The organism is Amycolatopsis decaplanina DSM 44594, assembly GCF_000342005.1.
Lineage (GTDB): Bacteria > Actinomycetota > Actinomycetes > Mycobacteriales > Pseudonocardiaceae > Amycolatopsis > Amycolatopsis decaplanina.
Genome location: NZ_AOHO01000019.1, coordinates 143,655 through 167,051, shown reverse-complemented (window position 1 = coordinate 167,051; position 23,397 = coordinate 143,655). Strand labels below are relative to the sequence as shown.

Here is a 23,397-nt window from a genome sequence, read left to right as displayed (position 1 = left end):
ATGGCTCACCCCGCGGGCCCCCGCCACGCCGACGTCTACCCCCACGCCGACGCCTCCGGTTTCCCGCCGTCGAGTCCTGAGGAACTCGACAGGCTGTACCCGAAGGTCTGGCCCCGTAACACTTTCCGCGGCGGTGACGGCGTCGTGCGCATCGCCGGCGTCGACGTCCGCGAACTCGCCGAGAAGTACGGCACGCCGCTGTTCGTGGTCGACGAGGCGGACTTCAAGTCCCGCTGCGCCGACTACGCCGAGGCGTTCGACGACCCGGCGCTCGTGCACTACGCGTCCAAGGCGTTCCTGTCCATCGAGATCGCCCGCTGGGTGGCCGAGCAGGGGCTGAGCCTGGATGTCTGCAGCGGCGGCGAACTCGCCGTGGCGCAGCGCGCGAATTTCCCGGCCGGACGGATCACCTTCCACGGCAACAACAAATCGCTGTCCGAGCTGGAAGCCGCCGTCGAAGCGGGCGTCGGCACGGTCGTGGTCGACTCCTACTACGAGATCGCGCGGCTGGCCGACGTCGCCGCCCGGCACGACGTCGTCCAGAACGTGCTGATCCGGGTCACCGTCGGCGTCGAGGCGCACACGCACGAGTTCATCGCGACCGCGCACGAGGACCAGAAGTTCGGTTTCTCGCTGGCGTCCGGTGACGCGGCCGAGGCCGTGCGCCGCGTGCTCAACGCGCCGTCGCTCAAGCTGATCGGCCTGCACAGCCACATCGGTTCGCAGATCTTCGACGCCGACGGCTTCGAGGTCGCGGCCCGCCGCGTGGTCGGCCTGCTGGCCGAACTCGCCAAGGAACACGGCACCGATCTGCTCGACCAGCTGTCGATCGTCGACCTCGGCGGCGGTTTCGGTATCGCCTACACCGACAAGGACAATCCGCCGCCGCCCGCGCAGATGATCACGCAGATCCGCGAGATCGTCCGCAAGGAATGCGAGTACGCGGGTCTTCCGGTGCCGAAGATCGCCGGCGAGCCGGGTCGTGCGATCGCCGGTCCCGGCACGATCACGCTGTACGAGGTCGGCACCATCAAGGACGTCTCGCTCGGCGACAAGGCCGCCCGCCGCTACGTCAGCGTCGACGGCGGGATGAGCGACAACATCCGCACCGCGCTCTACGACGCGGTGTACGACTGCCGTCTCGTCTCCCGGTCCGCGGACGACGACGGGGACGGCAAGGCCGCCGCCGCGCTGTCCCGGGTCGTGGGAAAACACTGTGAGTCCGGCGACATCGTCGTCCGTGACTGCTGGCTCCCCGACACCCTTGCTCCCGGCGACCTGCTCGCCGTGGCGGCCACCGGGGCGTACTGCTACTCGATGGCCAGCGGGTACAACCGGCAGCCGCGGCCCGCGGTGGTGGCCGTGCGCAACGGCAGCGCCCGCGTGCTGCTGCGGCGGGAGACGACGGACGACATGCTGCGCCTGGAGGTCTAGCAAGTGTCTACTGTGGATCCACGTGTGATCAGGGTCGCCCTGCTGGGCTGCGGGACGGTCGGCGGCGAGGTCGTCCGGCTGCTCACCGAGCAGGCCGGGGAGCTCGCCGCCAGGGCGGGCGCCAGGGTGGAGCTGGCGGGGATCGCGGTGCGGCGCCCCGACAAGCACCCCGAGCTGCCGCCGGAACTGGTGACCTCCGACGTCACGAAGCTCGTCACCTCCGAAGACGTCGACGTGGTCGTCGAACTGGTCGGTGGCATCGAGCCGGTGCGGCAATGGCTGCTCGACGCGCTCAAGGCCGGGAAATCCGTTGTCACGGCGAACAAAGCGCTGCTGGCCGAGCATTCCGCGGAGCTGTTCGAGGCCGCCGACGCGGCGGGCGCCGACCTGTACTTCGAGGCGGCCGTGGCCGGGGCGATCCCGTTGCTGCGCCCGCTGCGCGAATCGCTGGCCGGTGACCGCATCACCCGGGTGATGGGCATCGTCAACGGCACCACCAACTACATCCTGTCCGCGATGGACTCCACCGGCGCGGGCTACGCGGAAACGCTGGAAGAGGCCAGCAGGCTCGGATACGCCGAGGCGGACCCGACGGCCGACGTCGACGGCTACGACGCGGCGTCCAAGGCCGCGATCCTCGCCTCGCTCGCGTTCCACACCCGGGTGACCGCGTCCGACGTGCACCGTGAAGGCATCGCCGACGTCACCGCGTCGGACCTCGCCGCGGCGAACGTGCTGGGCCGCACGGTGAAACTGCTCGCCATCTGCGAGCGCGTCACCGCCGACGACGGCACCGAATCCGTTTCGGCGCGCGTGCATCCGGTGATGATCCCGCGCGGCCACCAGCTCGCGGGCGTCGGCGGCGCGTACAACGCCGTCTACGTCGAGGCCGACGCCGCCGGTGAGCTCATGTTCTACGGTCAGGGCGCCGGTGGCGCGCCGACCGCGAGTGCCGTGCTCGGCGACCTCGTCGCGGTGGCTCGAAACCGGGTCGTCGGCGGCCGTGGCCCGCGCGAATCCGCGCACGCCGCGCTCCCGGTCAGGCCGATGGGCCAGACGCCGACGCGGTACCACGTCAGTCTCGACGTGGCCGATCGAGCGGGCGTCCTCGCCCAGGTGGCCCAGGCGTTCGCCGGGCACGGTGTCAGCATCGCCGCCGTGCGGCAGCGCGACGCCGACGACACGGCCAGCCTGGTCGTGGTCACCCACCTGGCGCCGGACGCGGCATTGCGGTCCACTGTGGACGACATTGCCGAACTCGATGTGGTGAACCAGGTCGTCAGTGTGATGCGTGTGGAAGGCGAAGACCAGTGATTCCCCAACCGTGGCCAGGGATCATCCAGGCTTACCCCGACCGGATCCCGGTCCCGTCCGGTGCGAAGGTGATCACGCTCGGCGAGGGCAACACACCGTTGCTGCCCGCGCCGCACCTCTCGGAACTGACCGGGTGCGAGGTCCACCTCAAGGTCGAGGGCGCGAACCCGACCGGGTCGTTCAAGGACCGCGGGATGACCGTGGCCATCACGCACGCGCTCGCCAGCGGGCTCAAGGCGGTCATCTGCGCCTCCACCGGCAACACCTCGGCGTCGGCCGCGGCCTACGCGGCGCGTGCCGGGCTCACCTGCGCGGTGCTCGTCCCGCAGGGCAAGATCGCGATGGGCAAACTCGCCCAGGCCGTGCTGCACGGCGCGCGGATCCTGCAGGTGGACGGCAACTTCGACGACTGCCTCGAACTGGCGCAGAAGACCGCGATCGACTACCCGGTGACCTTGGTCAATTCGGTCAACCCGGTGCGCATCGCCGGCCAGAAGTCGGCCGCGTTCGAAATCTGCGACGTGCTCGGCCGGGCGCCGGACATCCACTGCCTGCCGGTCGGCAACGCGGGCAACATCACCGCCTACTGGGCCGGATATTCCGAGTACGCCGGTGACGGTGTGGTGAAGAACACCCCGCGGATGTTCGGTTTCCAGGCGGCAGGCGCCGCGCCGCTGGTGCACGGCGAGCCGGTGGCCGATCCGGACACCATCGCGACCGCCATCCGCATCGGCAGCCCCGCGTCCTGGGACGGCGCGATGAAGGCGAAGAACGCTTCCGCGGGCCTGTTCGAGGCGATCACCGACGAGAAGATCCTCGAGGCGTACCGGCTGCTCGCCCGCAAGGAGGGCGTGTTCGTCGAGCCCGCTTCGGCGACCAGCGTCGCGGGCCTACTCGCCACGGTCGCCGACGGGCGCCTGCCGAAGGGCTCGACCGTTGTGTGCACCGTCACCGGACACGGTCTGAAGGACCCGGCCACGGCGCTGGAGGGCAACGTCGAGGTCGAGCCGCTCGCGGTAGACCCGACCGCCGTCGCCACCGCGCTGGACCTGCGATGACGCTGCTCAAGATCAAGGTCCCGGCGTCTTCGGCGAACCTCGGACCGGGATTCGACGCGCTCGGCCTGGCGCTGGCGCTGTACGACCGGGTGGAACTCCAGATCACCGACGCCGGGCTCAAGATTGAGGTGATCGATGTCGGCGCGGGCGGGGTGGACGACGTCCCGACCGACGAATCGCATCTGGTCGTCCGGGCCTTCCGGCGCGGCTGCGAGCACCTCGGCCTCCGGCCGCCCGGCCTGCATCTGCGCTGCTTCAACGCCATCCCGCACGCCCGCGGCCTCGGCTCGTCCGCGTCCGCCGTCGTGACCGGTGTCGCGGCGGCGTACGCGCTGGCTGAGAAGGCCCTGGACGACGACGCGCTGCAGCTGGCCGCCGGGTTCGAGGGACACGCGGACAACGCCGCGGCGAGCCTGCTGGGCGGCTTCGTGGTCGCCTGGAACGAGGGCGAGCGGTTCCGCGCCGAGCGGCTCCAGCCGCATCACGACATCCGGCCCGTGGTCGCGGTCCCGGCGCTGCGATCCTCGACCGACGCCACCCGCGGACTGCTTCCCGCCCAGGTCCCGCACGCCGACGCGGCGTTCACGGCCGGTCGCGCGGCGCTCGCGGTCCACGCGCTCACCGCGCGCCCCGACCTGTTGCTCTCCGCGACCGAAGACCGGCTTCACCAGCATTACCGGGCGCCCGCGTACCCGGCGAGCAGCGAACTGGTGCGTGCACTGAGAGCCGAAGGAGTGGCCGCGGCCATCTCCGGAGCCGGTCCGACCGTGCTCGCGCTGACCACCGGGGGAATACTCCCGGCAGGTGTCGACGTTACGTCTTTCGACGTCACCGAGCTGCCGATCGATCCGGGCGGCGTTCAGGTTGCGGCTCAGTAAAGCCTCGGTCACATGCCGGAGCCCCGCCCCGCCACGCGGGGGGTGGTTGTTGCACCCGGCCGTGGCGCGGTCTACCCTCGGGGGCGTTCGATCACCGTGCGTTTCCGCACCCGGTGCCGGTCCAGGTGACCAGTGTCATCCTTGGCCCGCATCCTTCGTTGATCCGCCAGTTCCGCACAGAGTCCGGCAACAGCACAGCCTGGCAAGCGGGGCTGGCAGGTCGACACAGGCGGGTTCCCGGTTCCGGCGGTGCCGAATTCCGCTTCCTCCGTATGGAGGACGCAAATCCCTGTGCTGGAGGCCTTCTAGCTGTGTTCAACACGGCCGAGGAGTTGCTCGCCCGTATCGGGGACCGACTACGCCGTTTCGCAATCGGACGCGAGCGGCGGTCCGCTGATCCACCTGGAGGCGTGGATCGGTCAGGAAGGACATTTGTGAGCAACACCGATCTTTTGAGCGACGTCGAAGGTGGCGCCGCCGAGTCGAACGGCGCCGTCGCTCCCAAGCGCACGGTCGGCGGATTGACCGGCAAGACCGTCGCCGAACTGCGCTCGATCGCTGGGGACCTTGGCATCGGCGAGACCACGGGCATGCGCAAGGGCGATCTGATCGCGGCCATCCGCGAGCGCCAGGGCAAGACCAAGCGCAAGACCCCCGCCGCGGCGAGCGAAACGCTTCCGCTCGAGGGGATCGATGCACCGCGCAAGGCCCCCAAGGCCGAAGCGCCCAAGACGGAGGCCCCGAAGCAGGAGGCCCCGAAGGCCGAAGCGCCGAAGGCGGAAGCCGCCCCGGCCGAGGCCCCGCGCGCCGAGAAGGTCTCGGAGAACGGCTCCGCGCCTGCCGCCGAGCGGCCGGCGCAGCAGGAGAACCAGCAGGACGGCCAGTCGCAGCAGGAAGAGGGCGGCCGCAGCCGTCGTCGCCGCGGCTCCAACCGTGCCGCGGGTTCGCCCGAGCAGGGTGGCCAGCAGCGTGACCGTGGCGAGCGCGGTGACCGTGGCGAACGCGGTGACCGAGGCGAGCGTGGTGACCGGGGTGACCGCAACGAACGCGGCGACCGCGGTGAGCAGGGCGGCAACCGTCAGGGCAACCGCGACGGCCGTGGCCAGGACAACCGCCAGCGCAACCAGCAGGGCGGCGGTCAGGACAACAGCCAGCGTCAGGGCCAGGGCCAGCAGGGTGACGACGACGAGGAAGGCGGCCGTCGCGGCCGTCGCTTCCGCGACCGTCGCCGCCGGGGTTCCGGCGGTGGCCGTGAACAGGGCGGTTCGCCCGACACCGAGATCCGCGAGGACGACGTCCTGCTGCCCGTCGCGGGCATCCTGGACGTGCTCGACAACTACGCGTTCGTGCGTACCTCGGGCTACCTCGCCGGGCCGAACGACGTGTACGTCTCGCTTTCGCTGGTCCGCAAGTACGGCCTGCGCCGCGGTGACGCCATCACCGGTGTCGTGCGCCAGCCGCGTGACGGCGAGCAGCAGCGGCAGAAGTTCAACCCGCTGGTGCGCGTCGACTCGATCAACGGCCTGGAGCCGGACGAGTCCAAGCGCCGTCCCGAGTTCACCAAGCTGACCCCGCTGTACCCGAACGAGCGGCTGCGCCTCGAGACCGAGCCGCACAAGCTCACCACCCGCGTCATTGACCTGGTGATGCCGGTCGGCAAGGGGCAGCGTGCCCTGATCGTGTCGCCGCCGAAGGCCGGCAAGACGACGATCATGCAGGACATCGCGAACGCGATCTCGACGAACAACCCCGAGTGCCACCTGATGGTCGTGCTCGTGGACGAGCGTCCGGAAGAGGTCACCGACATGCAGCGGTCGGTGAAGGGTGAGGTCATCGCCTCGACCTTCGACCGCCCGCCGTCCGACCACACCTCGGTCGCGGAGCTCGCCATCGAGCGGGCGAAGCGTCTGGTCGAGATGGGCCACGACGTCGTCGTGCTGCTCGACTCGATCACCCGCCTCGGCCGTGCGTACAACCTGGCGGCCCCCGCGTCCGGCCGGATCCTCTCCGGTGGTGTCGACTCGACGGCGCTGTTCCCGCCGAAGCGGTTCCTCGGCGCGGCGCGCAACATCGAGAACGGCGGCTCGCTGACGATCTTCGCCACGACGATGGTCGAGACCGGATCCACCGGTGACACGGTCATCTTCGAAGAGTTCAAGGGCACCGCGAACGCGGACCTCAAGCTCGACCGGAAGATCGCCGAGCGGCGTGTGTTCCCCGCGGTGGACATCAACCCGTCCGGTACCCGCAAGGAAGATCTGCTGCTTTCGCCGGACGAGCTCGCGGTCACCCACAAGCTGCACCGGGTGCTGCACGCGCTGGACTCGCAGCAGGCCATCGACCTGCTGATCTCGCGACTGCGCAAGACGAAGACCAACATCGAGTTCCTCATGCAGGTCTCGAAGACGGCCCTCGGTTCGAACGACGACGACTGAGTTTCCGGTCTGTAAGTAAGTGAAGGCCTCCTTCCCTACTCTCAAAGTAGGGAAGGAGGCCTTCACGTAGTCATGGGTTCGTTACCAGGGCGGATCGTCGTGTACGGGGTCACCGGTTCGGGCAAGTCGACGCTGGCCCGGAAGCTCGCCGAGCGGACAGGGCTGCCGTGTCATTCGGTCGACGACGATCTCGCCTGGCAGCCAGGCTGGCTGCCAGGCGCCGACGACGAGCAGCGACGCCGCGTCGCCGAGTTGGTCGCGGGAGATCGCTGGATCATCGACGGGATGTTCGCCAAATGGCGCGACATCGCGTTGCCCCGCGCCGAACTGGTCGTGGCGCTGGACTATCCGCGCTGGGTTTCACTGAGCCGTCTGGTGCGCCGGACCGTGGTGCGCTGCGTCACGCGTCGCCGGATCTGCAACGGCAACGTCGAAACGCTGCGGGGGATGTTCTCCGGCGACTCGATTGACCTCGCCGCGCGCGACCAGGCTTTGGCTGGGTCTCGTGAGTGGTGAGGACGGTTAGAACCGTCCTCACCACTCACGAGACCCGAGGGCTCAGCGGTGCGGAACCGCCGCGGGGGTCCAGCCGCGGTAGTTGTTGAAGTAGTTCACGCTCGAAGCGTGGCCGATCTTGCCGCCGATGCTGGAGGCGTAGATCCCGCCGGAACCGTCGGCGATGCCGACGTGGCCCCACTGGCTGATGTTCCAGTAGACGAAGGAGCCCTTCGGCGGCGTCCCGGTCGTGTGCTTCGGGCTCGCGCCGTTCCAGTGCGCGTTGGCCGAGGCCCAGACGCCGGTGGTCCCGTACGCGTTCTCGACGGCCTTCTCGCAGAGGCCCTGGTACGCGGTGGAGCCCATGTGGTTCTTGAACCACTGGACGGCGCCGGCGGGCGTGCCGTCGCCGGCGCCCTGGATGGCCAGCTCACTGTCGGACACTGTGGTGAACGTCCCCGCCGCCGGGTTGATGTCGGCGGCGGTGATGGTGGCGCCCGCTTCGGGGGCGGCCGGAGCTGCCCCGGCGACCGGAGCCACGGCGAGAGCCGCGATGGCCAGCGCGGCGACGGACGCCGGCTTCGCCACCTTGGCGAGGATGGTGCGCATGATCAGTACCTCCTGTTGAGGAATTACCAACAGGGAGGACGGTCTCGTGATCAAGTACAAATTTCGTACAACTCGGTGTCGATAGTTGATAACTCAACGTGCTGGAATATGCCGGGGGAGGGGTGCGTTGACGCCACTGCCAGCACATCTGGCAAAATCATCCGCTGAAGTCCGGCACCGGTTCACCCCGCACGGGGACCCGGGGCCAACGAGAGAGGACACCATGAAGAGCGGTATTCACCCCGAGTACGTTGTCACGCACGTGAACTGTGACTGCGGCAACGAATTCACCACGCGCAGCACCAAGACCTCCGGCAACCTCCACGTCGAGATCTGCTCGAACTGCCACCCGTTCTACACCGGCAAGCAGAAGCTCATGGACACCGGCGGCCGCGTCGCGCGCTTCGAGGCTCGCTACGGTAAGCGCAAGAAGGCCGAAGACGCCAAGTAGCTTGAACGACGGCGCCTACCCGCATGTCCGGGTAGGCGCCGTTTTTCATGGTTTTGTCCAGGCCGTTGAAAGGTGGAGTGGTGGATTCGAGTTCGCTGAAGGGTCTGCTCGAAGAGCACGCCCAGCTGGAAGAGCAGCTGGCCGACCCGTCCGTGCATGCCGACCAGGCGCGCGCACGCAAGCTCGGCCGCCGGTACGCGGAGCTGAGCCCGGTCGTCAAGACGATCCGCGAGCTCGACACCGCCCGCGACGACCTCGAGACGGCGAAGGAACTGGCGGCGGAAGACGCGGCCTTCGCGGCCGAGGCCGAGGAGATCTCCGCCAAGATCCCCGTGCTCGAGGCCAAGCTCACCGAACTGCTCCTGCCGCGCGACCCGTACGACGGCTCCGACGTGGTCATGGAGATCAAATCGGGTGAAGGCGGCGAGGAGTCGGCGCTGTTCGCCGGCGACCTGCTGCGCATGTACCTGCGCTACGCCGAGCGTCACGGATGGAAGGCCGAGGTGCTCGACTCGGTCGACTCGGACCTCGGCGGCTTCAAGGACGTCACCGTGTCCATCAAGAGTCGTTCGGCCGACGTCGACGGTGTCTGGGCGCGGCTGAAGTTCGAAGGCGGGGTGCACCGCGTGCAGCGCGTGCCCGCCACCGAATCGCAGGGCCGTATCCACACCTCCGCGTCCGGCGTGCTCATCTACCCCGAACCCGAGGACGTCGAGGTCGAGATCGACCCGAACGACCTGCGGATCGACGTCTACCGTTCGTCCGGCCCCGGCGGCCAGAGCGTGAACACGACCGACTCGGCGGTGCGGATCACGCACATTCCGACCGGCGTGGTGGTCTCGTGCCAGAACGAGAAGTCGCAGATCCAAAACCGTGCCCGCGCCCTGCAGGTGCTGCAGGCTCGCCTCCAGGCGATCGCCGAGGAGGAGGCCGCCGCGAAGGCCTCGGACGCGCGTCGCTCGCAGGTCCGCACCGTCGACCGCTCCGAGCGGGTCCGCACCTACAACTTCGCCGAGAACCGCATCGCCGACCACCGGGTGAACTACAAGGCGTACAACCTGGACCAGGTCCTCGACGGCGACCTCGACGGCGTGCTGGACGCGCTCATCACCGCGGACCGTGAGGAACGGCTCGCCGCCCACGCGGGATGAGTGTCACGTATCCGGAAATGCGGGCGATGGTCATCGACGCCGTCCGCGCGTTCTCGGACGTCGACTACCAGTGGTGAGAGTGGATCCGGCGAGAGAGCAGCCCGACGCGCCAGGACAGCTTCACGATGCAGTTCAACGCATTGGAAGATGTGCGAATGCTCGAAGCGCCGGAAGACGCCCTCGGCGACATCTTGCGTGACGACCGCGAGGTAGCGGCCTTCGGGCCGATGAGCGACGCCTTGGCGAACCTGTTCGGCAAGCTGGGCACAGAACTTTCGGACGAGGAGTACCTGGACGCCACCGAATGGCTCCCGGTGGTGGCCGCAGCCAAGGAGGCGCTGGCGGTTCTCCTGGACGACCGTCAGCCGGGTTCGGTGTAGAACGGATCATCGTCCAGCCCGGTATGAATTGCCCGGACGGACATGTTCACCCGCGAAAGCCGGTCGGTCACCTCGGTTGTGACCCGGCTGAGTGCTTCTTCGCCGCTTTCCCCGGCGAGAGCGGGGAAGGCTGACAGCAGCACCGCTTCGCAAGGACCCGCGTCCGTGCTGATCCGGAGCAGTGACGCCGAGAGGTCGGCCGCGGGACGGCCGCACAGGTTGACGGCCAGCCGCAGGTCACCGGTGGGGACGTAGAGATGCACCCGTGAAATGACATCGGTTTCCGCGCGCGGGGTGAAATCGTGCCTGGTGACGTACGCGGGCTCGCGTGGATCGGTGCCGCCGACGGCCGCCATCAGTGAATAGAGCGTGAACCCGTCCGCTCGGGTGTCGTAAGCGTCGTAGCTTCCGTATTGGCCGGTCTCCGGCGTGCCGTGGATCTCGAAGAATTCCGCATTCAGGCCGAAGTGAAAGAGCGCGGGTACCGCGGCCCGGTGCAGTGTTTCGGCCGGATCTTCGCCGTCGGCCGGTGGCGTGCGATAGCCGACGGAGACCAGGTACCCCGTCCAGCCGCCTTCGGGGTCCGCCCGGTAGATCTCCAGCTCGGTTGCCTCGAACTCGCCGATGAGGCGTTCGCTCAGCGCGGCGGCCGCGGCGAAATCCTCGGTTTCGATATTCGCGGATATCCGCGTGACGACGTCCGTTTCCCGGAGATCCATGACTTTTCGGTGAGCCCTTCGGCGACGACAGATGCGCCTCAGCCTACGTGTCGCCCGCGTGGCGGGCTGTCGCGGGCCGCCGGGAGTCCCTCGGCGCACAATCAATCACCGCCGTGCGGCTGATTCGCGATGGACTCGTGGAAAAGCAACTCCTTTTCCGCCCCTTGCCGAGAATTCCTTGTTATCCGGACCCGCGACGCCACTACGAATCCCTCTGCCTCGGGGCTGCTCAGTTCGAACAGCAGATCCGGTGACTTGAGTGCTTCGGGGTACGGGCTGTGGCTATCCACTGTCTTCAGAGAGAAAGGAGCCCGATAGAATCGGCTGACCTCCAATCGGTCGACGTTCTCGAAGTATACCCTTATCACCTCGTCGTCACCGCTCGTGCTCTGCAGCACCAGCTGAGAATGGCTGACGGTGTACTGCCAAAGCTGAAAGGCTTTGTCGCTGTTCCAGACTGAGTTCTTCATCGACTCATTTCAATGGGTTGCAGGTCGACTTCTTGCCGTCTCTGTGGAATATTACTCCACTTCATTCGGCAGGTTGATTTGAATCTGGTGCAGCTCCTAGGCCGTTGCGTGCCTGATTTCAGGGCCGGCCGTCGCGCCGACCTTTGCCACCTCTTGGAATTGGGGATGTCGTCCAGGTTTCTTGTCGTGCAAATGGTCGAGAAATTTCCGGTACCTTATCTTGTTGCCTGGACAATGCTTGTGATAGGCGGCGCCCGTTTGAAGCGTGAATTCGAAGAGCGTCGCTTGACTCTTGACCTGACGCTGGAAATTTTCGCAGGTCGCCCCGCTGTGTTCAGGACGTGCTGGGTCCCGTACCGATGCCACGTAGCTTAAGCTGAATATGAAAACCAGCTCCATGTCGCCGTTGTTCTGGCCCCCTCGGTCAACGCCCCACGTATCCCTGTCGTCACACCAGCAACTGGCCACAATGGAGAAACTTGCCCGAGGTCGCACCGACAATCGCCGCCGACAAGAAAACGCAGGTCAAAGGTCGACCAACTTAAGCTACGTGGCATTGGGTCCCGTACCCCCTCGCGGCGAACGACCGCGACGTGCTCACCTACTTCAACATCGGCGGTCCTGGAACGCTGCTTCCGCTCGACGTGTGGGTGCACGACTCGATCGGGCTGGTCAACCCGGTGGCAGTACACAGCACCACCGTGCCGGGGCTGCGGTACGACCGGAACACCGAGAAGGCACAGACCTGCGGATGACCCCTGGGCTCCCGCGCGCTGAAGATCAGCCGGAGACGGACGCCGTTTCCGGCTCACGTTCCTCGACCGACGGCGATTCCTCCTCGCGCCGAGGCAGGAACGAGAGCGCGGCGAACGCGGCGGCGAGCAGGGTCGGGTAGATCGTCAGCTGCTGGTGCTTGACGTTCTCGATGCCTTCCGCGAGCCCGGAGACCAGGATCTGGCCCATCGCGAAGAGCAGGAACATGAGCACCACGATGCCCACGTCACGGCGTCCGGTGCGGTTCCGGAAGGCGCGGAGCCCCGCCCAGCCGATGAGCAGCCAGATCGGCAGCAGGGCGAACAGTCCCAGCGGGGCGATCCAGCCGGTGATCCCGGACAGGACCGGGATCCGGTACTCCTTGGCGAGCGGCGGCTGCCCGGCGTGCTCGCCGAAGCTGCCGAGGTTCGGCACCCGCGCGGTCAATGTCTCCTGTGCGGACCGGTGCAGCATCTGGACCACGCGCCCCGGGTGCTCGAGGTAGTACTGGGCGACGTTGCGGCGGCTGATCTTGTCGCGGTACTGGGCGTACTCGGGGTCGTGCCAGGCCGCGTTCGCGCTCCACCAGCCGGTGCCGATGTACTTCGCGAACTCGGGCGGGAGTCCCAGCGCGGCGAGATCGCCGGTGGTGTCGTGCTTCCCGTCCACGATCCCGTTGAACACGACGTGGTACATGTTGGCCTCGCGGTACTCCGCGTTGGCCGAGTCGCCCGCCCCCTGCACCAGCGCGGTACCCGTGCCGACGACGGCGAGCACGGCCAGCGGCAGCGCCCACCGGGCCAGGCCGCGGCTGCCCGTCGGCCGGACGAACAGCAGCGCGAGCGCGAACAGCGGGATCAGCAGCAGCGTCTGCGACTTCGCGTTGATCCCGATCATCGCGCCGAGCACGGTGACCGCGGCCCCGGTGTAGCGCCACGGCCCGGTGCGGTGCATGAGCAGGAGCCCGCCGGCGAGCAGGAGCATCCCGACGAAGGCGGCGCCCTCGCTCAGCACCGAGGCGAAGTATCCGAAGAAGGCCGAGTCCGCCGCGACCAGCAGCAGCGCGGCCGTGGCGATGACGCTGTTCCGGACCGAAAGACGCAGGCCCACGACGATCGCGGCGATCCCGCCGGCGACCAGCAGACAGCCCAGCACGCCCAGGACCAGCAGGTTCAGGATCGCGGACGAGCCGAGCAGCTGCCCGATCCCGCCGGCGATCTTGTCGATCCAGCTCTGGCTGGAGATGTACTCGCTGTTGCAGGCCGGGGCGGGGCCGTACGAGAAACGGACGAAGTATTCCGATGGCCTGTCGAGCTCGCGGGCGCCGAGCCGGCACAAGATGCGCCAGCCGTCGCCGTTGTCCGCCATGCCGATCGGGCGCGGAACCAGGAATCGGACGAGTAGCACCCCGAGCGCGGCGAAAAACACGCCCAGGGTCAGTCGGATTTCCCGGATCTTCACCCGCGTCACCTTAGAAGATTCCGCAGGGTGATCAGTTCGTACCCTCTCCAACACTTGCGGAGAGGAACTTTTGGATCACGCCGAGCCATTCGTCGCGGGCTTCGACGCCGATACCGTGCCCGGCCTCGATCTCGACCAGTTCGGCGCCGGGGATCCCGGCCGCGAGTTCGCGGGAGTGGACGGGCGGGGCGAGGCCGTCCAGCGTGGTGGCGATGACGAGGGTGGGGACCGAGATCCCGGCCAGCTCGGCCCGGGTGTCGACGTTCGCGACGAGGCCCACGTGTTCGGGACTGCCCTCCGGGATGAATCCGGCGAGTCCTTCGACGGCGGCTTCGAGCTCCGAGGGCGACAGCGCGTTCAGATGCTTCTCGCCGGTGGCGGCGAAGGTGAGGAACTTCGCCAGCAGCTTCCGGTCGCCGCCCAGCAGTTCGCGCCAGATGTCGACGGCCAGCAGGAGCCGGTTGTCCGGTTTCGTGAATCCGGCGGTCAGGATGAGACCGGTGACCCGATCGGGGTGCCGGGTCGCGGCGCGGACGGCGACCCCGGTGCCGAGCGAGTAGCCGAGGATCGCGAAGCGTTCGAGGCCGGCGTCGACGGCGATGGAGACCAGTTCGTCCGCGACGATGTCGAGGTCCAGCGGTCCGGTGCTGCGCGGTGTGGCCCCGGCGCCTGGGTAGTCGGGGCCGACGACGGTGTGGGTGCGGGCGAGGTCGTCGAGGATGCTCCCGAAGTTGCCCTCGACGCTGCCGCCACCGCCGTGGGCGAGCAGCAGGCCGGGGCCGGAACCGCGGACGACGTGCGCGAAATGATTCGTCATGCCGGCGACGTTAGGTACTGACATCGATGTGAAGGTCAAACTCGGATGACGGGGGTCACATGCTGATCGGCGAGCTGTCCCGGCGGACCGGCGTGAGCCACCGGCTGCTGCGCTACTACGAGGAGCAGGGACTGCTGGTCTCGCGGCGCGACTTCAACGGCTACCGCACCTTCGACGACGACGCGGTCACCACGGTGCGGCAGATCCGCGCGCTCCTCGCGGCCGGGCTGACCACACAGGTCATCGCGAAGCTGCTGCCGTGCGCGAACGGCGAACTGCCGGAACTCGACCTGTGCCCCACGGTCGTGGCGGAGATCCGGCGCGAACTGACCGAAATGGACGACCGCATCGACACGCTCCGGCAGCGGCGCGGGACACTGGCCGGATATCTCACCGCCGACGTGTAGGAGAACTGTGGAAGCCCTGGCCAGATTCGGGTTCGAACTGGGTGTGCTCAAGCGGATCCGGCGGGCGGGCTGGTGGCAGGCGGGAGTCCGCGATCCCGAATCGGTCGCCGAGCACACCACACGGGTCGCGCAACTGGCCGGCCTGCTGGCGGCCGAGGGCGGCGCGGACCCGGCGAGGGCGGCGTACCTCGCGCTCTGGCACGACACACAGGAGACGCGGACCGGCGACCTCCCGCACACGATCAAGGGTTTCGTCGAGAAGCCGGACCCGCGGGCGATCACCGCCGCGCAGACTTCGGCGCTACCCGGCGCCGCGCGTGACTCGGTGCGCGACGCCGTCGACGAGTACGAAAGCGCGGAAAGCCTGGAGGCGCTGTACGCGCGCGACGCGGACAAGCTCGAGATGCTGCTTCAGGCCGTCGAGTACCGCGATGTCGGTGTACGGAACGTGGACGAGTGGATCGCTTCGGCTACGAAGAGCCTCCAGACCGACCTCGCGCGGCGTGTGGCCGAAGCGGCGCTGACGTTGTCCTCGCTCTCGTGGCGGGTGCGCTGAAAGGAATCGATACCCTGAGCCCGCGTGTATCGACCCCGGCACGCGTGCCTCGTGTGTCAGGCTTGACTCTGTGAAGGAACACCAGTGAACCGGCAGCCGTTGCGCCTCGCCATCATGGAAGCGACCCGCATCCTCACCGAGGCCGGTGTGGCGTCACCGCGCTCGGACGCGGAACTGATCGCCTCCCATGTCCTCGGCGTCGAACGCGGCCGCCTGCCGATGGTGCCGCTGGTGGACCCGCCGGTCATCGACGCGATCGGCCAGCTCGTGAACCAGCGGGCCAAACGGATCCCGCTGCAGTACCTCACCGGCTGGGCCGCGCTCGGCGACATCACGGTCAATGTCGGCGCCGGGGTGTTCGTCCCGCGTCCGGAGACCGAACTGCTGCTGGAATGGGGCCTCAAACTGCTGCACGGGCGCGAGTACCCCGTGGTGGTCGATCTGTGCACCGGCTCGGGTGCGCTGGCGCTGGCCGTGCAGCACGCGCGGCCGGACGCCGTCGTCTACGCCGTCGACATCGACGCCCAGGCGCTCGCCTGGGCCCGGCACAACGCCGACGTCCACGCCGACGCGGGGGACACGCCCATCCGGCTGTACTCCGGCGACGTCGCGGACAGCACGATGTTCGCCGAACTCGACGGGCTCGTCGACCTGGTCCTGTGCAACCCGCCGTACGTCCCGGAAGGCACGCCGGTGCCGGCGGAGGTCGCCGAGCACGACCCGCCGCGGGCGGTGTTCGCGGAGGAGAGCGGGCTGGCGGTGATCCGGCACGCGATCGCGGCCGCCGCGCGCCTGCTGCGGCCCACCGGCGGGATGGCGATCGAGCACGACGACACGCACGGCTCCGCCGTCCCGGCGCTCGTGCGGGCGCGGCGGGTGCTGACGGACGTGCAGGGTCACCTCGACCTCGCCGGGCGGCCGCGTTTCGTCACCGCCTTGCGTGTCTCCTGAGCTTCCCCACCGCAATTCGGCACCTAATCGCGGTGGGTAGGTGGTCCGTGAAGGCCTCCTTGAGGGACTCTGGGTCCCTCAAGGAGGCCTTCACGGACCTCGCGACCAGGCGAAACCCGTGCGCAGGGGTGATCCCCGCACGCCACGCGACCTTTCCATCGCAAGCAGTCGCCTGGTCGCAGTAGGCGTCGGGCCGGATAGTTAGCGAGACTCACGACTTCCGGCGGTGCCCAGGGCAAAGCCCACCTCCTAACGTCGATCACGGCCGCCTATCGGCGGTCCGACTGGGAGGTGTACCCCGATGCGATCGTCTCTCCGACGAGCCCCACTCAGAACACTCGCCGTCCTCGCCACCGTCGCGCTACTGCCGGGTCTGGTCGACCAGCCCGCGTCCGCCGCGGCTCCGGTGAAGGGCTGGCCCGCCCCGATCGACGGGTCGATCTGGGAGAACCAGGACCACATGACGTGGGACGACTACCGCAAACCGCCCGGGACCAACTGGGCCGACCCGGCGCTGAAGCCGACCAAGCGGATGTTCAAGGGCGCCGTGGTGCTCGCGGACTACCCGGATCAGGAATTCGCCGTCACGCAGCCCCCGCGTTCGACGGTGTTCGGCAACCCCGGCCCCGCCGCGAGCGGCATCCCCCGCGCGGAGGTCGCGAAGTTCTACCAGGACTTCCTCAACAAGCCGCAGGCGCTCAACCAGGGTCACACGATCAACGAGTACTGGATGGAGGACTCCGGCGGCAGGCTGGGTGTCGAACTGACCGCGTTCGGGCCGTATCGCCTGCCCGGCAAGTCCTTCGAATACGGCATGGAGTTCCAGCCCGACGCCTGTCCGCCGGACGCGAACTGCCAACGCGACCTGCGCGCCGACGCGGGCGCGGCCTGGCGGGCGGACGTGGGTGACATCTCCAAGCAGTTCGACTTCGTCTTCTATCTTTCCGCCGGACAGGACGAAAGTTCGACCTGGCAGGAATTCGGCGTGATGAAGTTCGGCGAACGCGAGAACGTGCCCGACGAATTCGGGCCCGGTGTCGCGGGAATGCCGAACGCCGCGTCCACCCGCTATGTCCCGTGGACGTCGTGGAAATCCGCGGCGAGCATCTGGCCGAACGCGGTCACCGGTTCCTCGACCCAGGCGGAAAGCTCGGGCCAGGGGGTCTACGCGCACGAATTCAGCCACATTCTCGGCATCGGCGACAACTACAACAACCCGTTCGGGAATCCGCCGTCCCGTACCTACACCGGACCGTGGGAGATGATGTCCCGCGGCAGCTTCAACGGCCCCGGTGGGCCGCACACGCGCTGGCAGATCCCGGCGACACAGGGCGGATCGATGGGTTCGCACCACATGCTGCGCACCAAGATGAAGCTCGACATCATCGATCCCGAAGACGTGCTGAAGCTCGACCGGAACCAGCTCGCCGAGACCGGCCCGGTTTCGGCGAGGATCACGGCGCGTTCGGTCCTTCCCGGACAGGGCGCCTACAGCGGCATCAACATCGCGCTCACCGGCGGGGACCTTTCGCCGAAATGTGATCGTTCGAAGGATCCGTTCTGCGACGGCGGTGGGTACAACAATTACACCGTCGAGGTCGTCGACCGGATGGGCAGCGATTCCTTCGCCCCCGATTCCGGCGTGATCATCGCGAAGACGAAGAACCAGGACAACGCGCCGTTCGAATGGATCGTCGACGCGAACCCGGCCGACATCGGCATGACCGACTACAAGAAGCCCGACGGCACCCCGGTCCCGATCCCGATCGGCGACTACCGCCAGCTCAACGACGCCGCGTTCAAGGCGGGCACCGGTTCCGCGAGCAAGTACGAGTACACCGACGAGGCGAACAGGCTCAAGTTCCTCGTCTCGGACGTCGAGCGCGACCGCAAGGGCGTGCTGTCCTACGTCGTCACGGTGGCTTCGCTCGACGGCGCGGGTTCGCAGGCCAGGGGCGTTTCGCTGTGGCCGTCGGCCCCGGCGTTCGCCACGCAGGGGCTCGCGAGCTGCTCGTTCCCGGTGCTCAACACTAGCGACGCGAAGGGCGCGGCGGCGCCTTACAACACCGACACCTACCGCCTGAGCGCGTCCACCGGCGCGAAGGGCTGGGAGGTGCGGCTGCCGAACGAGCTGTCGACCGTCCCGTTCGGCGGGCGGTCTTCGGCGACGGTGCACGCCAAACGGGCCGCGGGTGGTGACCACGTCGCGCACATCAAGCTGACCGCGACGTCGATCGCGGACCCGGCGAAGACGGCGACATCTGTCTGTACCGCTTTCGCCTTCTGACGGTTGCTGAAGGGGCCTTTCGCCGCATGCAACGCGGCGAAGGGCCCCTTCGGTGCATCGTATGCGGGGAAAGGGCCCTTCAGCCCCAGCGCTACGCTCACCTGTCATGAGCGCGGTGTACGACTGCAGCAAGCGTGAAACGCGGGCCGACGGGCTCGCCGCGGCGGCGAGCGCGGTGCGCTCCAGCCGTCTCGTCGTCCTCCCGACCGACACGGTCTACGGCATCGGCGCGGACGCCTTCGACGGCGGCGCCGTCCAGTCCCTCCTGCGGGCCAAGAACCGCGGTCCGGACATGCCGGTCGGTGTCCTGGTCGGCTCCTGGTCCACTGTGGACGGACTCGTGCTCGGCACGCCGCCGCAGGCTCGCGCGCTCATCGAGGCCTTCTGGCCCGGCGACCTCTCCATCATCCTTCCGCACGCGCCGAGCCTGCAGTGGGATCTGGGCCAGTCACGCGGAACGGTGATGCTGCGGATGCCGCTTCACCCGGTCGCGCTGGAACTGCTGCGAGATGTCGGCCCGATGGCGGTCTCCAGCGCGAACGTGTCGGGCCGTCCGCCCGCCACCACCGCGCAGGAGGCGGTCGATCAGCTCGGTGACAGCGTCGCGGTGTACCTCGACGGTGGCTCCTCCGGCGAGCCCGTTCCGTCCACGATGGTCGATCTCACCGGCGACGACCCGGTCATCCTGCGGGAGGGCGCGGTCAGCCGCGCCGCCGTCGCGGAAGTACTGGGCGTGCCCGCGGAGTCACTCGCCTAGCGCGGCGTGTCAACCCGTCACACCCGTGTGTCAACCCGTCACACGTGTGTGCCGGCCCGTCACGCACGTGTGCGGTTTCCACGCACGGGTGTGCGGAGACCCGACACGTATGTGCGGTCTTTCCGCACGCGCGAAGCAGGACCAAGCGACATTAGGACCGTCGGCCGCCGTATCCCCCTCACGCGGTAGCGTGTTCGAGTGACTTGGACCTCGGCGGCGTAACGCGATCATGCCTCCCACGCAAGGCCTCCCGATCCGGGAGTACCTCCTCGTCGCCCTCACCGCGGCGGCCGTGACCTTCCTGCTCACCGGCGTCGTGCGCCGGGTCGCGATCCGGATCGGCGCGATCGCCAACCCGCGCGCCCGCGACGTCCACGTCACCCCGATCCCGCGCATGGGCGGCATCGGCATCTTCCTCGGTGTCGCCGCCGCGATGGGGCTCGCGCACCAGCTGCCCGCGCTGAGCCGCGGCTTCGACTTCTCCTTCGACTCGCTGGGTGTCCTGCTCGCCGCGGGTGTGATCTCCCTGATCGGCGCGCTCGACGACCGGTTCGAGCTGGACGCCTGGACCAAACTGGCCGGTCAGGTCATGTGCGCCGGGATCCTGGTGATCTTCGGTGTGCAGTGGGTGTCGTTCTGGGTGCCGTGGGGCGGCGGTGGCGAGTCCTTCGGCCAGGTGCTGGTGCTGGACAAGAACCAGGGCGCGCTGCTGACCGTCGTGCTGGTGGTCGTCATGGTCAACGCGATGAACTTCGTCGACGGCCTCGACGGGCTCGCCGGCGGCCTCGGCTTCATCGCCGCCGCTGCGACGTGCTCCTTTTCGCTCGGCCTGCTCGATTCCTCGGGTGGCGACGTCGGCGCGTACCCGCCCGCCCTCATCGCCGCCACGCTCGCCGGCGCCTGTCTGGGCTTCCTGCCGTACAACTTCCAGCCCGCGAAGATCTTCATGGGCGATTCGGGCTCGATGATGATCGGTCTCATGCTGGCCGGCGCGACGACGTCCGCGTCGGGCCGCGTGCCGTACCCGCAGTTCAGCGGCAAGGACGCGCTGGCGCTGCTCTCGCCGCTCGTCGTGGTCGCCGCGGTGCTGTTCGTGCCGATGCTCGACCTGATCATGGCGGTCATCCGCCGCACCCGTCGCGGTGAGAGCCCGTTCGCCGCGGACAAGATGCACCTGCATCACCGTTTGCTGGAGATCGGCCATTCCCAGCGTCGCGCGGTGCTGCTCATCTACTTGTGGGCGGGCCTGCTCGCGTTCGGCGCCGTTTCGGTCACGCTCTTCGACAGTGTCGCGGTTTTCTGGATTGTCGGATTCGGCTTCCTGCTGGCGACCCTGGTGTCGATCGTGCCCAGGCTGCGGTCGCGGAACCGGACCGCCTGAACGGCACAACTCAGACTGCCTGAACGTCCACATCGGTACGGGCCTACACTGGCGGGCTGAGACAACCAGGGAGTTTTCTGTGAGCGAGACCGAGAAGACCGTCGAGGCGGAGGAGAACCCTCACGCCAAGGTGGTTCTGCAGGCGGCCAACGCGATGATGAAGGCCTCCCTGAAGCTGGTTCCGCCCGCGGTGCTGATCTGCATCGTGGTGTTCACCATCCTCAATGGACTCCCGGGCCTGCTCGGCTCGGTCATCGGCGGCGTGCTCGCCATCGTGTCCGCTCTCGCGACGCTGGGCCTGATGCGCTTCAGCGCGGGCATGGATCCGATGTTCGTGATGGTGATCGCTCTCGGTGGTTACGTGCTCAAGATCGTCGTCCTTTTCGCGGCGCTGAGCCTGCTGCGCGGGGTGACCTCGATCCACCCGATGGCCTTGGGAGTCACCATGATCGTCGCGATTCTCGTGGCCGCCGCGGTGGAGTTCGCGGCCTTCCGCAAGACCAAGATCCCGACGATCATCCCCGCTTCCCGCTGATCCCGGGACCGAGGTCCTGACCTGGGACGGGACCTAGGTCCTGGGCCGATCGGGGGCAATGTAGTACGCCTGTACGGCCCGTCGGAACCTGCTGATATGGTCCGCGTATGGGCGGCGGCCTCGGCTGCCGGCTCCTGATGACGAACCCCGAACAGCAGTGTGGCGACGGTGTTGAATCGTCCCTCATTACCCGCTGGTAGGCGTCTGTCTCCCGGGAGCACTGCATCGAGAATCCTCGTGTGCGGAACGTGAAACCGTGTTCAGCACATCGTGGGGTGGCCGCCTCCGACGGCCCGATACGTGTCGGGTACGTTAAGTCCAGATCGTGACGATTCCCCCGGCGGAGTGAACGCCGGCCGGGAGAACCGGAAGGAGCCCAGTGGGCGCGCTGGTACTAGCCGAGGGTGCGGAGTTCACGCCGCCTGGCGTCAAAGACTTCAACCTACCGCCGTTGTTCGGCTCCGGCTATTGGTTGAGCTTCACCAAGCCGATGTTGCTGGTGGTCATCTCCCTGATCATCCTCGTCACCTACTTCATGGTGTCGTCGCGCCGGCTGAAGGTCGTCCCGGGTAAGGGACAGTTCATCGCCGAGTCGATTTACAACTTCGGCCGCAACAACATCGCGCGGGAACAGATCGGCTCGGCCGACTTCAAGCCGTTCATCCCGCTCGTGCTCGGCCTCTTCAGCTTCGTGCTGGTGAACAACATCTTCGGGATCATCCCGTTCTTCCAGTTCCCGACCATGGCGCGAATCGGCTTCCCGGTCGCTCTCGCGTTCCTTGTCGTTTACCCGGTGTACCACTACGTCGGGTTCAAACGCCACGGTTTCAAGGGTTACCTGAAGAAGGAACTGGCGCCGGCCGGTATTCCCGGGTTCGTTCTGCCGCTGTACTCCACCATCGAGTTCGCGCAGAAGTTCTTCATCGCGCCGGCCACCCTGGCCATCCGGGTGTTCGCCGCGATGTTCGCCGGTCACCTCATCATCATGGTCTTCACGCTCGGCGGGAGCTTCCTGCTGACCGACGGTGAAGGCATCGTCAAGGCCGCGTCGCCGGTGGCATTCCTGTTCGCCATCGCGATGACGTTCCTGGAGGCATTCATCCAGGTCCTGCAGGCATACATTTTCGCTCTGCTGTCCGCAGGCTACATCGGCGCCGCTCTGGCGTCGGAGCACTGAGAAACACCAAAAGCCCCCGATCCGCGTGAGTCGCGCGGACCGAGTTTGAAGGGAAACGCACGTGAGCAACATCGTTCTTGCGCAGGCTGCCGAGGCCGCTACCAACATCAACCCGGGTCTCGCCGCCATCGGTTACGGCCTCGGCGCGATCGGCCCCGGCATCGGTGTGGGTCTGATCTTCGCCGCGGTCATCAACGGCACCGCCCGTCAGCCGGAGGCCCAGGGCAAGCTGCAGAGCATCGCCTTCTCGACCTTCGTGCTGACCGAGGTGCTCGCGCTGATCGGTATCGTCATCTACTTCCTCGCCTCCGTCTAAGACTGAGTTCCGCTCATCGCTTAAGGAGACGTTGTGCTGAAGACCGAATTGGTGTTGGCCTCGGAAGCGGCGCCCAACCCGATCGTGCCGCACATTCCCGAGCTCATCCTCGGTTTCGTCGCCTTCCTTCTGCTGCTGTTCGTTCTGAAGAAGTACGTCGTTCCCCGTTTCGAGGCGACCTACGAAGAGCGGACCAAGCTGATCGAGGGTGGCATCGAGCGAGCCGAGAAGGCGCAGGCCGAAGCCGAAGAAAACCTTGCGCAGTACAAGGCGCAGCTGGCGGAAGCCCGTTCCGAGGCCGCGAAGATCCGCGACGACGCCCGGCTCGAAGCCGAGCAGATCAAGGCGGAGCTGCGGGCCGAGGCGGAGTCCGAGTCCCAGCGCATCGTCGCCCAGGGCCAGGCTCAGCTGCAGGCCCAGAAGGCGCAGATCATCGCCGAGCTGCGCGCCGAACTCGGCCGTAACTCCGTCGAGCTGGCCAGCCGCATCGTCGGCGAGTCGCTCGCGGACGACGCGCGCCGTCACGGCACCGTGGACCGGTTCCTGGCCGAATTGGAGACCGCAGGTGCCAACGGTGCTGGTCTCGGAGCGGGAAAGTAGACCAG

At 67.8% G+C, this 23,397-nt stretch carries 26 protein-coding genes; 20 read left to right on the top strand and 6 right to left on the bottom strand.

Annotated elements, in window-relative coordinates:
• The 6 genes from lysA (at nt 1) to H074_RS02025 (ending at nt 7,635) form a co-directional block, all read left to right on the top strand.
• Complete coding sequence (lysA, locus tag H074_RS02050) at nt 1-1,434, top strand: diaminopimelate decarboxylase (protein WP_007028352.1); 1,434 nt, start codon at nt 1-3, stop codon at nt 1,432-1,434.
• A 3-nt stretch (nt 1,435-1,437) separates the two neighbouring features.
• A complete protein-coding gene (locus H074_RS02045; RefSeq protein WP_039921223.1) occupies nt 1,438-2,748 on the top strand; it encodes a homoserine dehydrogenase in 1,311 nt (436 codons plus the stop codon).
• Nucleotides 2,745-3,806 carry a threonine synthase gene (gene thrC, locus H074_RS02040; RefSeq protein WP_007028350.1) on the top strand — a complete coding sequence of 354 codons (1,062 nt, stop codon included), beginning with the start codon at nt 2,745-2,747 and terminating at the stop codon, nt 3,804-3,806. The genes H074_RS02045 and thrC overlap by 4 nt, the downstream gene beginning before the upstream one ends.
• Nucleotides 3,803-4,684, top strand: coding sequence for a homoserine kinase (thrB, locus tag H074_RS02035; protein WP_007028349.1), 882 nt, complete (start codon nt 3,803-3,805; stop codon nt 4,682-4,684). The genes thrC and thrB overlap by 4 nt, the downstream gene beginning before the upstream one ends.
• A gap of 434 nt (nt 4,685-5,118) precedes the next feature.
• Nucleotides 5,119-7,119 (top strand): transcription termination factor Rho, encoded by a 2,001-nt coding sequence (gene rho / locus H074_RS02030; protein WP_007028348.1) that lies wholly within the window; start codon nt 5,119-5,121, stop codon nt 7,117-7,119.
• 72 nt (nt 7,120-7,191) lie between these two features.
• Nucleotides 7,192-7,635, top strand: coding sequence for an AAA family ATPase (locus H074_RS02025; RefSeq protein WP_007028347.1), 444 nt, complete (start codon nt 7,192-7,194; stop codon nt 7,633-7,635).
• Nucleotides 7,636-7,677: 42 nt separating this feature from the next.
• On the opposite strand, the gene H074_RS02020 is transcribed toward H074_RS02025, so the two are convergent.
• The gene (locus tag H074_RS02020; protein ID WP_007028346.1) at nt 7,678-8,223 is read right to left on the bottom strand and encodes a hypothetical protein; all 546 of its coding nucleotides are present in this window, start codon (nt 8,221-8,223) and stop codon (nt 7,678-7,680) included.
• 223 nt (nt 8,224-8,446) lie between these two features.
• Here H074_RS02020 and rpmE point away from each other — a divergent pair, with 223 nt between their 5' ends.
• The 3 genes from rpmE to H074_RS02005 all read left to right on the top strand — a co-directional run bounded on the left by rpmE (nt 8,447) and on the right by H074_RS02005 (nt 10,205).
• A complete protein-coding gene (rpmE, locus tag H074_RS02015; RefSeq protein ID WP_007028345.1) occupies nt 8,447-8,674 on the top strand; it encodes a 50S ribosomal protein L31 in 228 nt (75 codons plus the stop codon).
• Nucleotides 8,675-8,754: 80 nt separating this feature from the next.
• Nucleotides 8,755-9,825, top strand: coding sequence for a peptide chain release factor 1 (gene prfA, locus H074_RS02010; protein ID WP_039921221.1), 1,071 nt, complete (start codon nt 8,755-8,757; stop codon nt 9,823-9,825).
• A gap of 83 nt (nt 9,826-9,908) precedes the next feature.
• Nucleotides 9,909-10,205, top strand: coding sequence for an SCO4402 family protein (locus H074_RS02005; RefSeq protein ID WP_420805359.1), 297 nt, complete (start codon nt 9,909-9,911; stop codon nt 10,203-10,205).
• Here the strand turns inward: H074_RS02005 and H074_RS02000 are convergent.
• The 3 genes from H074_RS02000 to H074_RS40090 all read right to left on the bottom strand — a co-directional run bounded on the left by H074_RS02000 (nt 10,187) and on the right by H074_RS40090 (nt 11,793).
• The gene (locus H074_RS02000) at nt 10,187-10,924 is read right to left on the bottom strand and encodes a hypothetical protein (protein ID WP_007028342.1); all 738 of its coding nucleotides are present in this window, start codon (nt 10,922-10,924) and stop codon (nt 10,187-10,189) included. The genes H074_RS02005 and H074_RS02000 overlap by 19 nt on opposite strands.
• Nucleotides 10,925-11,025: 101 nt before the next feature.
• Nucleotides 11,026-11,394 carry a hypothetical protein gene (locus H074_RS01995; RefSeq protein ID WP_007028341.1) on the bottom strand — a complete coding sequence of 123 codons (369 nt, stop codon included), beginning with the start codon at nt 11,392-11,394 and terminating at the stop codon, nt 11,026-11,028.
• A 96-nt stretch (nt 11,395-11,490) separates the two neighbouring features.
• Nucleotides 11,491-11,793 (bottom strand): hypothetical protein, encoded by a 303-nt coding sequence (locus H074_RS40090; protein ID WP_152521331.1) that lies wholly within the window; start codon nt 11,791-11,793, stop codon nt 11,491-11,493.
• Nucleotides 11,794-11,987: 194 nt separating this feature from the next.
• Here H074_RS40090 and H074_RS40900 point away from each other — a divergent pair, with 194 nt between their 5' ends.
• Entirely contained in the window at nt 11,988-12,149 is a 162-nt protein-coding gene (locus H074_RS40900; protein WP_167333156.1) for a hypothetical protein, read from the top strand.
• 25 nt (nt 12,150-12,174) lie between these two features.
• On the opposite strand, the gene wsfD is transcribed toward H074_RS40900, so the two are convergent.
• Together wsfD and H074_RS01985 are read right to left on the bottom strand one after the other, a co-directional pair.
• Nucleotides 12,175-13,608, bottom strand: coding sequence for a glycan biosynthesis hexose transferase WsfD (wsfD, locus tag H074_RS01990; protein ID WP_007028340.1), 1,434 nt, complete (start codon nt 13,606-13,608; stop codon nt 12,175-12,177).
• 31 nt (nt 13,609-13,639) lie between these two features.
• The gene (locus H074_RS01985) at nt 13,640-14,425 is read right to left on the bottom strand and encodes an alpha/beta fold hydrolase (protein ID WP_007028339.1); all 786 of its coding nucleotides are present in this window, start codon (nt 14,423-14,425) and stop codon (nt 13,640-13,642) included.
• Nucleotides 14,426-14,484: 59 nt separating this feature from the next.
• On the opposite strand from H074_RS01985, the gene H074_RS01980 reads away from it, so the two are divergent.
• The 10 genes from H074_RS01980 to H074_RS01935 all read left to right on the top strand — a co-directional run bounded on the left by H074_RS01980 (nt 14,485) and on the right by H074_RS01935 (nt 23,392).
• Nucleotides 14,485-14,832: a MerR family transcriptional regulator gene (locus H074_RS01980; protein ID WP_007028338.1), complete on the top strand. Its 348-nt coding sequence runs from the start codon at nt 14,485-14,487 to the stop codon at nt 14,830-14,832.
• A gap of 7 nt (nt 14,833-14,839) precedes the next feature.
• Entirely contained in the window at nt 14,840-15,388 is a 549-nt protein-coding gene (locus H074_RS01975) for an HD domain-containing protein (protein WP_007028337.1), read from the top strand.
• A gap of 84 nt (nt 15,389-15,472) precedes the next feature.
• Nucleotides 15,473-16,339: a peptide chain release factor N(5)-glutamine methyltransferase gene (gene prmC / locus H074_RS01970; protein ID WP_007028336.1), complete on the top strand. Its 867-nt coding sequence runs from the start codon at nt 15,473-15,475 to the stop codon at nt 16,337-16,339.
• Nucleotides 16,340-16,640: 301 nt separating this feature from the next.
• Nucleotides 16,641-18,626, top strand: a complete 1,986-nt coding sequence (locus tag H074_RS01965; RefSeq protein WP_007028335.1) for a M6 family metalloprotease domain-containing protein — start codon at nt 16,641-16,643, stop codon at nt 18,624-18,626.
• Between the two features lie 106 nt (nt 18,627-18,732).
• The gene (locus H074_RS01960) at nt 18,733-19,383 is read left to right on the top strand and encodes an L-threonylcarbamoyladenylate synthase (protein WP_007028334.1); all 651 of its coding nucleotides are present in this window, start codon (nt 18,733-18,735) and stop codon (nt 19,381-19,383) included.
• Between the two features lie 229 nt (nt 19,384-19,612).
• Complete coding sequence (locus tag H074_RS01955; RefSeq protein ID WP_007028333.1) at nt 19,613-20,764, top strand: glycosyltransferase family 4 protein; 1,152 nt, start codon at nt 19,613-19,615, stop codon at nt 20,762-20,764.
• 79 nt (nt 20,765-20,843) lie between these two features.
• Nucleotides 20,844-21,299, top strand: coding sequence for a Cg1360 family ATP-synthase-associated protein (locus H074_RS01950; protein ID WP_007028332.1), 456 nt, complete (start codon nt 20,844-20,846; stop codon nt 21,297-21,299).
• Between the two features lie 379 nt (nt 21,300-21,678).
• Nucleotides 21,679-22,476 (top strand): F0F1 ATP synthase subunit A, encoded by a 798-nt coding sequence (gene atpB / locus H074_RS01945; RefSeq protein WP_007028331.1) that lies wholly within the window; start codon nt 21,679-21,681, stop codon nt 22,474-22,476.
• Between the two features lie 61 nt (nt 22,477-22,537).
• Nucleotides 22,538-22,792, top strand: a complete 255-nt coding sequence (locus H074_RS01940; protein WP_007028330.1) for an ATP synthase subunit c family protein — start codon at nt 22,538-22,540, stop codon at nt 22,790-22,792.
• Between the two features lie 33 nt (nt 22,793-22,825).
• Nucleotides 22,826-23,392 carry a F0F1 ATP synthase subunit B gene (locus H074_RS01935; RefSeq protein ID WP_007028329.1) on the top strand — a complete coding sequence of 189 codons (567 nt, stop codon included), beginning with the start codon at nt 22,826-22,828 and terminating at the stop codon, nt 23,390-23,392.
• Nucleotides 23,393-23,397: the final 5 nt, after the last annotated feature.